Source organism: Streptomyces rubrogriseus (genome assembly GCF_027947575.1).
Taxonomy (GTDB): domain Bacteria; phylum Actinomycetota; class Actinomycetes; order Streptomycetales; family Streptomycetaceae; genus Streptomyces; species Streptomyces rubrogriseus.
Genome location: NZ_CP116256.1, coordinates 3,630,153 through 3,643,944 on the forward strand (window position 1 = coordinate 3,630,153; position 13,792 = coordinate 3,643,944).

The following is a 13,792-nucleotide window of genomic DNA, read 5'->3' on the forward strand; positions in this document are numbered from 1 at the left end:
GCGTCCCTGGCGTCCCTGGCGTCCCTGGCGTTACTCGTCCGAGGCCGCGCGGCGCCGGTCCGCCTCGTTCCAGGCCCGGGTGTCGCGCGGTTCGACGTACGGCTCCTCCTCGGGCGGGTGGCCGCCGTCGATGACCCGTTGCCGGGCCAGCTCCGCGTCGAACTCCAGGCCGAGGAGGATGGCCAGGTTCGTCACCCATAGCCACACCAGGAAGATGATGACGCCGGCCAGGGTGCCGTACGTCTTGTTGTAGGAGCCGAAGTTGGCCACGTAGAAGGCGAATCCCGCGGAGGCCAGCAGCCAGATCAGCAGCGCGACCAGGCTGCCGGGGGAGACCCACTTGAAGACTTTGACCCGGGCGTTCGGCGCGGCCCAGTACAGGATCGCGATCATGAAGGTGACGAGCAGGACCAGCACCGGCCACTTGGCGATCGACCAGACGGTCAGCGCGGTGTCGCCGACACCGAGCGCGGTGCCCGCCTGCCGGGCCAGGCTTCCGGTGAACACCACGATGAGCGCGCTGACCACCGCGAGCACGAGCAGGACCACGGTCAGGGCGACGCGCAGCGGCAGCACCTTCCACACCGGGCGCCCCTCGGGCACGTCGTAGACCGCGTTGGCGGAGCGGATGAACGCCGCCACGTATCCGGACGCCGACCAGACGGCGCCCACCAGACCGACGACCGCCAGCACGGAGCCGAGGCCGGCCTTGGCCTGCAACTGCTCCACGGCGTTCGTGAGCACGTCCCGCGCGGAGCCGGGCGCGAGGTTCTTCAGGTTGTCCAGGACCTCCTGGGTGGCGGACTCCCCGGCGATGCCGAGCAGCGAGACCAGCACCAGCAGGGCCGGGAACAGCGCCAGGATCCCGTAGTAGGTCAGCGCGGCGGCCCGGTCGGTCAGCTCGTCGTCCTTGAACTCGGCGAACACCCGCCGCAACAGCGCGGACCAGGAACGGCCGGGCAGTTCGGCGGGGGAGTCGGGGGCGGCGTGCTCGGTGGCGGCGTCCGGACCGTAGTCCTCGCCGGTCCTCTCGCCGGTCCCGCCGGTCGTCTCGCCGGTCGGTACGTCCGCCGTCGCGTCCTTCGTGTGCTTCCCGCTGCGGGGGAAGTGGAGTCGGGCCATGCCCCCCGGGTTGCCAGTCTCGGCGTCCGCACGCTCGTCCGCCGTCCACTGGATCGGGCCGAACAGCGCAGTATGCCCGTCCGCGCGCACGTTCCTCTGGAAAATGCCAAAGCGCTCACCGGATGCGTGCACTTTCCGTAGTGTCGTCGTCACGTTCGCGGTACTGCCGTGCAGGGGAGGGGATCCGGCGTGCCCGGAATCGACGAGAGTCTGCTGGAAGCCATGCGGCTGCCGGGCGCGCGCGGCGCGTCCCTGGTCGACTGGATCAGCGGGCTCGCCCTCGGCGCCGTCGGCGAGGCGCCGGGCGGCGACTGGGAGGCGACGGCCGCGGAGACGGCGGAGCTGGGCCGGCACGTCGCGGAGAGCGGCTCCCTCGCGGCGGCCGGTACGGGTGGCACCGTGGAGCCCGGCAAGGAACCCCCGGTGGAGGACCTGATCGCCACCACCGGCGACGCCTACCACCTGCTCAGGTTCGTCAGCACCCCGTTCGACAGCACCGTCTTCCTCCACCTGTGGCTGGACCGCAACGACGGGAACCTCGCCCTGGCCCGCATCCGGCTGGCCGAGATGGCGGACCGGCTGGTGCTCGGATGACCCGGGTGAAGACCACCTGGACCACGCACGAGACGACGTCCGAGGCGCTCGGGGTCCTCGCGGCCGAAGGGGCGACCGGGGCGCTGTCGGGCGAGCGGGGCATCGTCTACCTCTCGGCGGGCCGCGTCGTGCACGTGGAATCGGCCTTCACCCCCGACCTCGGCGCGCTGCTCACCCGCAGCGGCGCGGTCCCGTCGGACGGCTGGTGGGACGCGGTCGACCGGGGCGGGGCCCAGCACCGGGTCGGCCACCGGCTCGTGGACAGCGGCCGGCTCACCGCGGGCGCGCTGGAGGTCTGCCACCTGGGCGCACTGTTCGACGCCGCGTACTTCGTGCTGGCCCACGACGCGCGCGCACAGCGCTTCAGGCCCGGCGCGGTGCACTGGCTCGGCGCGGTCCGCTCCGTCCCCGTGGACGTCGTCGTCCGCGAGTCCGGGCGCCGGCGCGCCCTGCTGGACCGGATCTGGCCCGACCCCGCCATCGACACCCTCCCCCTGACCCGGGTGCCGGGCACGGACACCGCCGAGCTGCCCGTGCGGCGCGGCCGCACCCTGACGCAGGTGGACGGCGTCCGCACCGCCGCTCAGATCGCGTCGGCGCTCGCCTGCCGCACCTACCACACCCTGGTCGAACTGCGCCGCCTCGCCGCCGACGGACTCGTCCGTGCCGCGCCGCCCGTCGTCCCCGGCCCGGAACCTCGCGCGGTCGTGTGGGACGACCCCGACACGGCGCTGCTGCGACGGCTCCGAGACGCCTTGGAGGCCCTGTGATCCGCGCGCGCCGCCGTCGCGACGAAAGGAGACTGCTCATGGCCGTCGAGAGCGACGTCCTGGACGAACTGCACCGACTGCGCAACCGCGTGCCCCAGCTGACCGGGTCGCTCGCGGCCACCGTGGACGGGCTCGTCCTGGCCCACGACGCGCCGGGCACCGAACCCGAGGGCCTCGCCGCGCTCACCGCGGCCGCCCTCGGCGTCGCGCACCGCATGGCCGAGGCCACCACACGCGGCGGCTTCCGCGAGCTGCTGCTGCGCGGGACCGACGGCTACGTCGCCACCTACGCCGCCGGTCCGGCCGCCGTGCTCACCCTGCTCGCCGACGGCCGGGTCAACGTGGGCCGCCTCCACCTGGAGGGCCGACGCAGCGGTGCGCGGATCGGGGAGCTGGTCGCCGCCGGGATCGGGGCGGAACGCGGTCGCGCCCCCGCCGCCGGGCACGGTGCGACGCTCCCCGCCCAGCCGCCCCGTCCCATCGGCACCCTGCCGGTGCGCACCCCGCAACGACCCGCACACCAGCCCACCCCCCAGGCCGGCGGCACCCACCGGCCGACCTGACCCACCGATCGCGTACGGATCACGTCCGGAAAGGAAACCACCATGGCCAACCTGGAGACCTCGCTCAAGGAATGCCTCAGCTCCATCGACGGAGCGACCGCCGCCGCGCTGGTCGACTACACCAGCGGGATGGCCCTCGGCACCCTGGGCGGCGGCAAGGAGTTCAACCTCGAGGTCGCAGCCGCGGGCAACACCGATGTCGTGCGGTCCAAACTGCGCACGATGGAGCACCTCGGTCTGAAGGAGGAGATCGAGGACATCCTGATCACCCTGAGCAGCCAGTACCACATGATCCGCCTGCTCAAGGGCCGCGGCGGCAACGGCCTGTTCCTCTACCTGGTGCTGGACGCGAGCCGGGCCAACCTGGCCATGGCCCGCCACCAACTGCGCCGGATCGAGGCCGAACTGGAGGTCTGATCCCGGCCGCGCGTTCACCCGCCGCGGGACCGGCGGACACACGACCGGCGCCGGTACCTCCGCGAGGAGGCCACCGGCGCCGGACGTGGTGGCTCAGGCGCCGCTCTCGCGGAGCATGTCCTCGCGCTCGACGTACTTCACGCGCTCACGTCCCTGCGGCTCGCCCTGCGCCTTCTCGGCGGCGTCGAGCCGGTACCAGCCGTCCCAGGTGGTGAAGCGGACGTTCCGCTCGGCGAGGAACGCGTCCACGGCCTCGGGAGCGGGGGAGGAGGGCGTCTGGAGACGGCCGTTCGCGTAGTCGTCCAGCAGGTTGGACACCGTCTCGTTGGCGTCGCCCTTGGTGTGGCCGATCAGGCCGATCGGGCCGCGCCGGATCCAGCCGGTGACGTACGTCGACTGAAGGTGCTCGCCGGACTCCTGGAGGACCCGGCCGCCCGCGTCCGGGACGGTGCCCGTCTCGAGGTCCCAGGGCAGCTTGGGCAGCTGGTCGGAGAGGTAGCCGACGGCCCGGTAGACCGCCTGGACGTCCCAGTCCTTGAACTCCCCGGTGCCCTTGACGTTGCCCGTGCCGTCCAGCTCCGTGCGCTCGGTGCGCAGGCCGGTCACCTTGCCGTCCTCGCCGAGGATCTCCGCGGGCGACTCGAAGAAGTGCAGGAAGAGCTTGTGCGGCCGGTCGCCGACGTCGCGGATCGCCCAGTTCTCCAGGGTCTTGGCGACCATGTCGGCCTGCTTGTTGCCGCGCCGGGTCGCGATCGAGCCCTCGTCGTAGTCGATGTCCTCGGGGTCGACGATCACCTCGATGTTGGGGGAGTGGTCCAGCTCCCGCAGCTCCATCGGGCTGAACTTCGCCTGCGCCGGGCCGCGGCGGCCGAAGACGTGGACCTCCAGCGCCTTGTTGGCCTTGAGGCCCTCGTGGACGTTCGGCGGGATCTCGGTCGGCAGCAGCTCGTCGGCCGTCTTGGCGAGGACGCGCGCGATGTCCAGGGCGACGTTGCCGACACCGAGGACGGCGACCTTCTCCGCCTCCAGCGGCCAGGTGCGCGGGAAGTCGGGGTGGCCGTCGTACCAGGCGACGAAGTCGGCCGCGCCGTACGAGCCGTCGAGGTCGATGCCGGGGAGGGACAGGGCCCGGTCCGCCGTGGCGCCGGTGGCGAAGATCACACCGTCGTAGAAGGCGCGCAGATCGTCCAGGCTGACGTCGGTCGGGTAGTTCACGTTGCCGAAGAGGCGGATCTGCGGCTTGTCGAGCACCTGGTGGAGGGCGGTGATGATGCCCTTGATCCGCGGGTGGTCGGGCGCGACGCCGTAACGGATGAGCCCGAACGGGGCGGGCATGCGCTCGAAGATGTCGATGGAAACACCGGGGTCGGCGGCCACTTCGGACTTGAGCAGGGCGTCGGCGGCGTAGATGCCGGCCGGGCCGGATCCGACGATGGCTACCCGCAGAGGGCGGGGCATGTTCAGGTTCCCTTCGAGCGGTGACAGATCGACTCTCCGGGAAGCCTAAGCTAAGGCAAGCCTAAGTCGGTACGTGGGTCCGGTCTATGAGGTCATAAGGACATCTTATGGGATCTCCCGGCTTGGCTTTGGGTGCGGGTTTGAAGGGCCGGTCACGGGTGACGCAGGCGTGGGACGCAATGGCGTCCCGTGCCGTCTCGCGAGGGGAGTCCGCGTGCAGCGTCCGGACGACAGCCTGGACCCCAACCGGTGGCGGGCCCTGTGGGTGACTCTGGTTGCCGGTTTCATGACCCTGCTGGACGTGACGATCGTCGCCGTCGCCCTGCCCTCCATGCAACAGGGGCTGCACACCTCGCCGGCGGCCGTGCAGTGGGTCGTCTCCGGATACGCGCTCGCGTTCGCCCTGACCCTGGTCACCGCGGGCCGGATCGGCGACGCGTTCGGCAGACGCCGCGTCTTCCTCGCCGCCCTGGCCGCCTTCGTGCTGTGCAGCGCCGCGGCGGGGGCCGCGCCCGGCATCGAACTGCTGGTCGCCGCCCGGCTCGCCCAGGGCGTCGCCGCGGGCAGCATCGCGCCGCAGAACTCGGCACTGATCCAGCAACTGTTCCGGGGCGCGGAACGCGGGCGGGCGTTCGGGCTGTTCGGCGCGACGGTGGGGGTCTCCAGCGCCGTGGGACCCGTCGTCGGCGGTCTGATCCTGGCGCTGGCGGGGCCCGAGGGCTGGCGGTGGATCTTCTACGTGAACGTGCCGGTCGGCCTGCTCGCCCTGCTCCTCGGCTTCCGCCTGCTGCCCCGGGTGGCGCCCGGCGGCCGGGGACACCTCGACCCCGTGGGCGTGACGCTCCTCGGCGCGGGCATCCTGGCGCTGATGCTGCCCCTGGTCCTCGCCGAGGGCGGCGGCCTGACCAAGGTGTGGTGGCTGTTCCCGGCGGGGGCGCTGGTCCTGCTCGCCTTCGCACGGTGGGAACGCCGGATCGCCCGGCGGGGCGGTCAGCCGCTGCTGGAACCCGGGCTGCTCACCGAGACCCGCGGCTACGCCACCGGAGCGGGCCTGGCCGCCCTGTACTTCGTCGGGTTCAGCGGGGTGTGGCTCGTCTTCGCGCTCTTCTTCCAGAACGGGCTGGGCTACTCACCGCTCATGTCGGGCCTGGCGGTGACCCCGTTCGCCGTCGGGTCGGCCGTCGCCGCCGCCGTGGCGGGCCGGCTGGTGGAACGGCTGGGCCGGCTGCTGACCGTCTGGGGACTGGTCGCCGTCATGGCGGGGCTCGGCACGACCGCGCTGCTGCTCTGGCTCGCCCCCTCCGACCTGGCCGCCTGGCTCGCCGCCCCGGCCCTGCTGGTCGGCGGACTCGGCAGCGGCTGCGTGATCTCCCCGAACATCACCATGACGCTCCGCGACGTACCGGTGCGGATGGCGGGAGCGGCCGGGGGCGCCCTCCAGACGGGCCAGCGGCTGGGCGGCGCCGTGGGCACCGCCGCGCTGCCGGGGCTCTTCTACCTGACGCTCAACGCCACCCACGACGACTACCACGAGGCCGTGGCCCTGTCGGTGGGCACCGGGGTCGCCGCCATGCTGTGCGCGCTGACCGTCGCGGTCCGCGACTGGCACCGGGACCGCCCCGGTGACGACCGGGGCTGTCCGCCGGAGACGTCCCACAGCCACACCCACGCCGGTCAGACCTGACCGCCCCGCCGGCTCCCGGGGACGGGCCGCTCAGCGGCGCTTGCCGAACCTGCGCAGCATCTCCTGGGCCTGCGCGCGGCGGCGCGGGTCCGAGGCGGCCCTGCGCACCTGCTCGGCCGCCCGCCGGCCCTGCGGGCTGCGCGCGAACCGCTTGATCCGGTCCAGTACTCCGGCCATGACGTTCCTCCGAGTCGACGGCGTGATGTTCTGCCCTGCCGTGCTCGTACCCACGGCCCCGCCGCACACCCCTGCCGGGCGTTCGCACGTTTGGGCGCGCCGCACCGGGCGACCCGCAGGGCAGGACATTCGCAAGCGAACGCCGAGAGGTGAGCCACTGTGGCCGGCAACCAGAAGTCCAAGGCCAAGATGGAGCAGGCCAAGGGGAAGGCCAAGGAAGCGGTCGGCCGGGCCGTCGGGAACGAGAGGATGACGGCCGAGGGCCGCGCCGCGCAGTCCAAGGGCGACGCCCGGCAGGCCAAGGAGAAGGGCAAGGACGCGTTCCGGCACTGACACGGAACGCGGAACCGGCGGCACACGGGCCGCGGAACCCGGCGTACGGCCGGTTCCGCGGCCCGTGTCCTGCCCGGGCACCCCGGCGGGGGTGAAGGCCGGGGTGCGGGTCAGCCGATGTGGTAGGCGTCCCCGTACACGTGCCAGTCCAGCGGCGGATCGAGGTCCAGGTTGCCCTCGTTCAGGAAGACGCGCTGCGCCGTGTCGACCCGGCTGGTGTCGCTGTGCGCCTCCTCCTGCTTCATGGCCCACACCCGCTCGTCGAGGAAGGCGTGCAGGTAGGCGACCTCGTCACCGCCCTGGGCCGGCGGGCGGGCCCGGCCGAGGGCCCGCTCGCGGATGCTGCCGAAGCCGAGCCCGCCGCCGTCGCCGTGCATCACCATCGCGTCGTAGTACGCGAACTGCCCCAGCGTCCGCAGCCCGTCCTCCTTGCCGCGCCGTACGGCCGGGTCGAAGTACACCCGGTCCCGCTCGTCGTCCTGGGCCCGGCGGAACTCCGGGTCCTGGTCGGCGGCCCGGCGCCAGTCGTCCGGGAAGCCGGGGTCGAGGCCCTCGTGCGAGTCGGAGCCGTCCACCCGGCGCAGCGCCGGCAGATAGGGCGCGAGGACGTTCCCGGGGCTGCGCTCGCCGTACAGCTCCACCAGGTCGAGCATGTCGCCGGTGCCGGAGCAGAAGCCGATGATGCCCGCGGTGTAGCCGCGGCCGTCACCGATGTCCTCGATGTACCGGTACTGGGCCTTCCAGTCGAGCGAGGAGTTCTCGGCGCTCGACACCAGTTGCATGGCGATCTCCTTCTTCGCCGGGTCGTCGAGTCCCGTCGCGCGCGCGGACGCCGCCGCGGCGCGCGAGGGGGTGAACAGGGGGACTGTCGCCAGGGACGCGCATGCCATGGCGAGCACGGTACGGCGCGAGGGACTTGCGGGGCGCGCCGGGTCGCGGAAGGGGTGCCTCACGGAATCTCCAGGTGTGGGGGAGTGGAGGAAGGGAGTGCCGGGCACTGATAGGAAAGTTTCCTACCAGAAGACGGGCGTGCGGGGCACCCGTCGTGCACGAAACTGGTACGGAGCGGGGGCCGGGGCCGCGTCCGTCAGGGTGCCGGCTGCTCCGCCCAGATGACCTTGCCGGCCGGCGTGTAGCGGGTGCCCCAGCGCTCGGCGAGCTGCGCGACCAGGAACAGCCCGCGCCCGCCCTCGTCCGTCATCGCCGCGTAGCGCAGGTGCGGGGACGTGCTGCTGCTGTCGAACACCTCGCAGATGAGGCTGCGGTCGCGCACCACCCGGACGTGGACGGTCTCGCCGCCGTACCGGATCGCGTTGGTGACCAGCTCGCTCAGGATCAGCTCGGTGGTGAACGCCAGCTCGTCCAGCCCCCAGTCGGCCAGCCGCCGGGTGACCTGGGAACGGACCTCGGCGACCGCCGCCGGATCGTTCGGGACGTCCCACTCGGCCACCTGGTCCGGGCCCAGCACCCGGGTCCGGGCCACCAGCAGGGCGATGTCGTCGCCCGGCCGGTCCGGGAGCCGGGCGTCCAGGACGGTCCGGCAGGTCTCCTCGGGAGTCTCGCCCGCTGTCTCCAGCGCCCGGCGCAGCTGCTCCAGACCGACGTCGATGTCGTGCACGCGGTCCTCGACCAGCCCGTCGGTGTACAGCACCAGACGGCTGCCCTCGGCCAGCCGCAGTTCCGTCGTCTCGAACGGGAGGCCGCCCAGGCCCAGCGGGGGCCCCGCGGGCACCTCCGGGAACTCCACGGTGCCGTCCGGCCGGATCAGGGCCGGCGGCGGATGGCCCGCCCGGGCGATCACGCAGGAACCGGCGACCGGGTCGTAGATCGCGTAGAGGCAGGTCGCGCCGGTCACCGGGGCGGTGCCGTCGTCGGCCACCTCGTCCTGGTCGATCCGGCCGACCAGCTCGTCCAGCAGCCCGAGCAGCTCGTCGGGGGGCAGGTCGAGGGCGGTGAAGTTGTGCACCGCCGTCCGCAGCCGGCCCATGGTGGCCGCGGCGTGCAGCCCGTGCCCGACGACGTCGCCGACCACGAGCGCGACCCGGGCCCCGGGCAGCGGCAGCACGTCGAACCAGTCCCCGCCCACCCCCGCCTGCGCGGGCAGGTAGCGGTAGGCGACGTCCAGGGCGTTCTGCTCGGGCAGCCTGCGCGGCAGCAGACTGCGCTGGAGGGTCACCGCCATGCTGTGCTCACGGGTGTAGCGGCGGGCGTTGTCGATGGAGACCGCGGCCCGCGCGACGAGTTCCTCGCCGAGCGCCAGCTCGTCCTCGTCGAACGGCTCGGGCTTGACCGAACGCCAGAAACTCACCACCCCGAGCACCAGGGTCCCGGCCCGTAGCGGGACGGTGATCAGCGAGTGGACCCCGTACTCCACCACCTGCGCGGAGCGCTCGAAGTCCTGTGCCTGCCAGCCCGGGGCCTCGTCGAGCCGGGGCTCCAGGACGGCCCGTCCGGTCCTCAGGGTGCGGCCCTGCGGGGACGAGTCCACGTAGCGGATCTGCCGGCCCACCGGATAGAGCGGGACCTCCTCGGTGATCCCGCTGAGCGCGGTGCGGCGCAGCGGCGTCACGCCGCCCGGCTGGCCGCCCGCCAGCACGGTGTCGAACAGGTCGACGCTGACGTAGTCCGCGAACCGCGGCACGGCCAGCTCGCCCAGCTCCTCGGCGGTGCGGGTGACGTCCAGGCTGGTCCCGATGCCCACCCCGGCCGCGTAGAGGATGTCCAGGCGCTCCCTGGCGGTCTCGGCCCGGCCGGACAGGGCCCGCAGCTCGGTGGAGTCGCGCAGCGTCGCGACGCTGCCGGCCGGACCGCCCCGTACGTCCGTGGGGCGCTGGTTGATGGCCAGCAGCCGGTTCTTGACCAGGTGCACCTCGTCGGTGGCGGCCTGGCCCGAGGCCAGCAGCTCCGCGAGGTCGGACGGCAGCCCCAGCGCGCCGACGTGCCGGCCCTCGGCGTCGGGGGACAGGGCGAGCAGCCGCCGCGCCTCGTCGTTGGCGAGCAGCAGCCGGCCCTCGCCGCCGACGATGAGCACGCCCTCGCGGACGCTGTGCAGGACGGCGTCGTGGTGTTCGTACATCCGGGTCATCTCGTGCGGCCCCAGGCCGTGCGTCTGCCGCAGCAGCCGGCGGCTCACCAGGGCCGTGCCCCCCGTCGCCAGGGCCAGTCCGACGGCCGCCGCGCTCAGCACCAGGGGCAGCTGGCGGTCGGCCACCCCGCCCACGTTCTCGGTCGTGATGCCCGCCGAGACCAGACCCACGACCCTGCCGTCGGGGTCCTTGACGGGCGCGATGGCCTGCACCAGCGGGCCGATCGTCCCCTCGATCTCCTCGGTCACCGTCCTCCCCGCCAGCGCGGGGGCGATGTTCCCGACGAACTTCTTGCCGATGCGGTCCGGCTTGGGATGGGTGTAGCGGACCCCCTCGTCGTTGGTGACCACCACGAAGTCCACGTCCGTCGCCCTGCGCACCGCCTCGGCGCGGGGCTGGAGCACCGCCGTGGGGTCGGGACTGCGCAGCGCCTGGAGGATGCCGGGGGAGTTGGCGAAGGTCTCGGCCACCGAGACGGAGCGGTTGCGGGCCTCCACGGTGCTGTCGTGCCGTACCTGGAGCACCAGCGCGACGGCCGCGGCCACCACCAGCAGCAGCACGATGACCACGTTCATCACGAAGACCTGGCCGGCCACACTGCGGCCGGACAGCGCCGAGCGCAGTGCCGAGGCAGGCCGCCTCGCGTCCCCTCCCCGCCGTGACCGGTCCGCGTCCTGCCGGTGTCGGGCGTGCGGGCCGCCGGGACGACGGGGTGACCGTTCTCCCGATCGACCCATCAGTCGGACCATGTGCCCATGTCTACACTGCCGGGCCCGCGGAGGCGAGGGGCACTCCCCGTGACGCGGGAGCCCGCCGGACCGGAACCGCGGGCGTTCGGGCCGGCCGGCACCGGGTCTCGTACGGCCGCCCTCACCGGGGGTTCCCGGGGCGGGCACGGCGGGTGGCGAGCAGCAGGGCGATGTCGTCGGGACGGTCCGCGGTGTGGCGGGCGGACACGACGATCCGGTCCGCGACGCCCGCGAGCGAACGGTTCCCGGGCCGCGCCGCGGGCGCCCCGGCCCTGGCCAGCGCCAGGCGCAGCGCGGTGATCCCCTCGTCGATGTCGGTGCCGGGCCGTTCCACGAGGCCGTCCGTGTACAGGGCGAGGACGGCGCCGGCCTCGACGGCGAACTCGGTCAGCGGGTAGGGCGCGCCCGGGTCCACCCCGAGCACCACCCCGCCCGGCAGGTCGAGCGTCTCGGTGCGTCCGTCCGGGTGGCGCAGCAACGGCGGCGGGTGCCCCGCGCGGGCCGCGCAGGCCCGTCCGGTGGCCGGGTCGAGCCGGATGTAGCAGCAACTGGCGAACAGACCCGGGTCCAGGTCGGCCAGCAGGTGGTTGACGCCGCTCATCACCTCGTCGGGCGGCCGGTCGCCGAGGGCGAAGGCGCGTACGGCGCTGCGCAGTTGCCCCATGGTCGCCGCGGCCTGCACGCCGTGGCCCTGCACGTCCCCGATGACCAGCGCCATGCCGTCCCCCGAGGCGACCACGTCGTACCAGTCCCCGCCCACGTCCAGGCCCTGGGTGCCGGGCAGATAGCGGCCCGCGGTCTCCAGCAGCGGGTGTGCGGGCAGCCGCCGGGGCAGCAGCACCTCCTGCAGTCCGCGGGCGAGCGCGGTCTCGGACTCGTAGCGCCGGGCCTTCTCCATGGCGTGCGCGATGAGCCCGGCGAGCGCGGTGAGCACCGTGCGCTCCTCGGTGCTGAAGCCCCGGGAACGTTCGAAGCCGAGGATGCAGGAGCCGACCGGGCGGCCGGAGGCGATCAGCGGCAGGAAGGCGCGGGCGCCCTCCGCGGCGTCCAGCGGGATGCCCGGGTACGCGGAGGCCAGCGCCCGCATCGAGTCGAAGAACAGCGGTCGGCCGCTGGTCAGCGTCTCCACCCCGGGCAGCCGGGCGTCCAGCGGCACCCCTTCGAAGGGCGCGAGGAAACCGGGCGGGAACCCGGTCTCCCACGCCAGGTGCAGATGGCGGTCCTGGAGCAGGTAGATGGCGAGCCGGCGGCCGCCGAACGCCGACAGCAGCTCCCGTACGACCACCTCGGACACCTGGCGGGCGGTGACCGCCTCGGTCAGGGCCACGGCCAGGACGATGGGGCGGTACTCCGGTGCCGTCGTGGTGACCGGCGGGGCCGGACCGCCGGCCTCGGGTCCTGGGGTGTCCTCGGGCGCGCCGTGCTCGGGCGTGAGACCGGCGGACGCGTCGGCCACCCGGTTGGCCGGGCGGAGCGTGACGGTGAGGAAGTCCGGCCCCGGATACACGCTGACGGCGAGCCAGTCGCCCTCGTAGGGCCGGGGTGCCGCGCGGCGGCTCGCGTCGGGAGGTCGCCGGACGTGGAAGCGGACCGGGTCCGGGGAGAGCAGGGCACCGCGCAGGTGGTCCTCGTAGGCGGCCTGGTCCAGCCAGGGGACGGCCTCCCACAGGGAACGGCCGAGGAGCCTCGCCCGCGGCCTGCCCAGCAGCCGGACGGCGCGGGGGTTGGCGTAGACGACGGTGCCCAGCCGGTCCACGCAGAAGACGCCCTCCGGCAGCAGGTCGGCCGCGGCGTCGGCCACGGTGCCGGCGAAGGGATCGCGCACGGCGCCGCGCACCGGCCCGCCACCGGGCGGTGCGGACCGCGGCCGCCACAGCTCCACCAGGCGCAGCGAACCCTCCGCCGTGCGCACGTGCAGGGGCAGCCGGGGCGGCCGGCCCGCGGCCGTGTCCCGCAGCGCCGCGGCGATCCGGTGGCCGTCGTCCGGGGCCAGTACCCCGGTGAGCCTCCCGAGGGCAGCCGGGGTCCCGGCCGCACTCGACGGGAGGCCGAGCAGGACGCACAGGGGCTCGTCGAGGGTGACGGCGCCGGTGTCCGGGTCCCAGCCGAAACTTCCGGCGTGCTGCGGGTGCCGCCCCGAGGCGGGCGGCCGTACGCACAGCGGCTCGCCCTCCCAGGCGACCGGCGGGGCGTCACGGTCGGCGTCCAGCCGCTCCAGGGCCGCGCCCAGTTCCTGGGCCAGTCCGGCCACGAGGTCCGCGCCCTCCAGCACGTCGGCGGCGTCCGGGGCGGGCAGGCGCAGGACGGTCAGCACGCCGTAGGTCCGGCTGGCCCCGGCGACGGGCACGTACAGGGACCCGAAGGGGAAGGGGAGACCGGCCGCGAACTGCGGGTAGCGGCGCATCGTCTCCGCGGCGTTGGGCAGCACCACGCGCACGCCCAGCCGGTAGGCGTCGGCGACCGGGAACGGACTGTCGGCGTGCAGGCGCCACCAGGGGCGGAAGAGCGGCCCGGGCAGTCCGGCGAGGACGGCCAGCCGCAGCAGGCCGGGCGTGGCAGAGCGCAGGTACACACCGCCCACCCGGCCGCCGGCCGCGTCGATCGCCCGGGTGGACGCGTCGATCAGCAGCGCGGTCAGCCGTCCCGGCATCCGGGCGGTGCTTTCGGTGTTCTCGGCGCCCGTACTCATCGGCCCCACCTCGTCCGTGCGCCGCCGCGCGGGCGACACAGCAAGAATGCGCCCCGGCCCGGCGTCGCGCACCCGGTCGGACCGCACGGGTGAGCGTGACCCGGCGGTGACGGGGCGTTGACCCGGCGGACCGGAGTCCGTAATCTCCTC

The 13,792-nt window shown here is 73.9% G+C and carries 12 protein-coding genes; 6 read left to right on the plus strand and 6 right to left on the minus strand.

Annotated features, from left to right (window positions below; all coding sequences use genetic code 11):
* Nucleotides 1-30 precede the first annotated feature (30 nt).
* On the minus strand, nt 31-1,122 hold the full coding sequence (locus tag Sru02f_RS16620; RefSeq protein ID WP_174855034.1) for a YihY/virulence factor BrkB family protein: 1,092 nt from the start codon (nt 1,120-1,122) through the stop codon (nt 31-33).
* Nucleotides 1,123-1,311: 189 nt separating this feature from the next.
* On the opposite strand from Sru02f_RS16620, the gene Sru02f_RS16625 reads away from it, so the two are divergent.
* Genes Sru02f_RS16625 through Sru02f_RS16640 form a run of 4 tightly spaced genes read left to right on the plus strand, consistent with a single transcriptional unit; the run spans nt 1,312 to nt 3,466 of the window.
* Complete coding sequence (locus tag Sru02f_RS16625) at nt 1,312-1,716, plus strand: hypothetical protein (protein ID WP_109030798.1); 405 nt, start codon at nt 1,312-1,314, stop codon at nt 1,714-1,716.
* Nucleotides 1,713-2,486 carry a hypothetical protein gene (locus Sru02f_RS16630; protein ID WP_167469387.1) on the plus strand — a complete coding sequence of 258 codons (774 nt, stop codon included), beginning with the start codon at nt 1,713-1,715 and terminating at the stop codon, nt 2,484-2,486. Before Sru02f_RS16625 ends, Sru02f_RS16630 begins: the two co-directional genes overlap by 4 nt.
* A gap of 38 nt (nt 2,487-2,524) precedes the next feature.
* Nucleotides 2,525-3,049 carry a roadblock/LC7 domain-containing protein gene (locus Sru02f_RS16635; protein ID WP_109030799.1) on the plus strand — a complete coding sequence of 175 codons (525 nt, stop codon included), beginning with the start codon at nt 2,525-2,527 and terminating at the stop codon, nt 3,047-3,049.
* A 42-nt stretch (nt 3,050-3,091) separates the two neighbouring features.
* Nucleotides 3,092-3,466: a roadblock/LC7 domain-containing protein gene (locus Sru02f_RS16640; RefSeq protein ID WP_109030800.1), complete on the plus strand. Its 375-nt coding sequence runs from the start codon at nt 3,092-3,094 to the stop codon at nt 3,464-3,466.
* Between the two features lie 93 nt (nt 3,467-3,559).
* On the opposite strand, the gene Sru02f_RS16645 is transcribed toward Sru02f_RS16640, so the two are convergent.
* Nucleotides 3,560-4,924 (minus strand): FAD-dependent oxidoreductase, encoded by a 1,365-nt coding sequence (locus Sru02f_RS16645; RefSeq protein WP_109030801.1) that lies wholly within the window; start codon nt 4,922-4,924, stop codon nt 3,560-3,562.
* A gap of 214 nt (nt 4,925-5,138) precedes the next feature.
* Between Sru02f_RS16645 and Sru02f_RS16650 the strand changes: the two genes are divergently transcribed.
* The gene (locus Sru02f_RS16650) at nt 5,139-6,608 is read left to right on the plus strand and encodes an MFS transporter (protein WP_109030802.1); all 1,470 of its coding nucleotides are present in this window, start codon (nt 5,139-5,141) and stop codon (nt 6,606-6,608) included.
* Between the two features lie 30 nt (nt 6,609-6,638).
* On the opposite strand, the gene Sru02f_RS16655 is transcribed toward Sru02f_RS16650, so the two are convergent.
* Nucleotides 6,639-6,785, minus strand: coding sequence for a hypothetical protein (locus Sru02f_RS16655; RefSeq protein ID WP_167469388.1), 147 nt, complete (start codon nt 6,783-6,785; stop codon nt 6,639-6,641).
* 159 nt (nt 6,786-6,944) lie between these two features.
* On the opposite strand from Sru02f_RS16655, the gene Sru02f_RS16660 reads away from it, so the two are divergent.
* Nucleotides 6,945-7,118 carry a CsbD family protein gene (locus Sru02f_RS16660; protein WP_037799605.1) on the plus strand — a complete coding sequence of 58 codons (174 nt, stop codon included), beginning with the start codon at nt 6,945-6,947 and terminating at the stop codon, nt 7,116-7,118.
* A 110-nt stretch (nt 7,119-7,228) separates the two neighbouring features.
* On the opposite strand, the gene csnA is transcribed toward Sru02f_RS16660, so the two are convergent.
* The 3 genes from csnA to Sru02f_RS16675 form a co-directional block, all read right to left on the minus strand.
* Nucleotides 7,229-8,071 carry a chitosanase CsnA gene (gene csnA, locus Sru02f_RS16665; protein ID WP_109030804.1) on the minus strand — a complete coding sequence of 281 codons (843 nt, stop codon included), beginning with the start codon at nt 8,069-8,071 and terminating at the stop codon, nt 7,229-7,231.
* 134 nt (nt 8,072-8,205) lie between these two features.
* Nucleotides 8,206-10,953, minus strand: a complete 2,748-nt coding sequence (locus Sru02f_RS16670; RefSeq protein WP_174855035.1) for a SpoIIE family protein phosphatase/ATP-binding protein — start codon at nt 10,951-10,953, stop codon at nt 8,206-8,208.
* 121 nt (nt 10,954-11,074) lie between these two features.
* Entirely contained in the window at nt 11,075-13,642 is a 2,568-nt protein-coding gene (locus Sru02f_RS16675) for a SpoIIE family protein phosphatase (protein ID WP_167469390.1), read from the minus strand.
* Nucleotides 13,643-13,792: the final 150 nt, after the last annotated feature.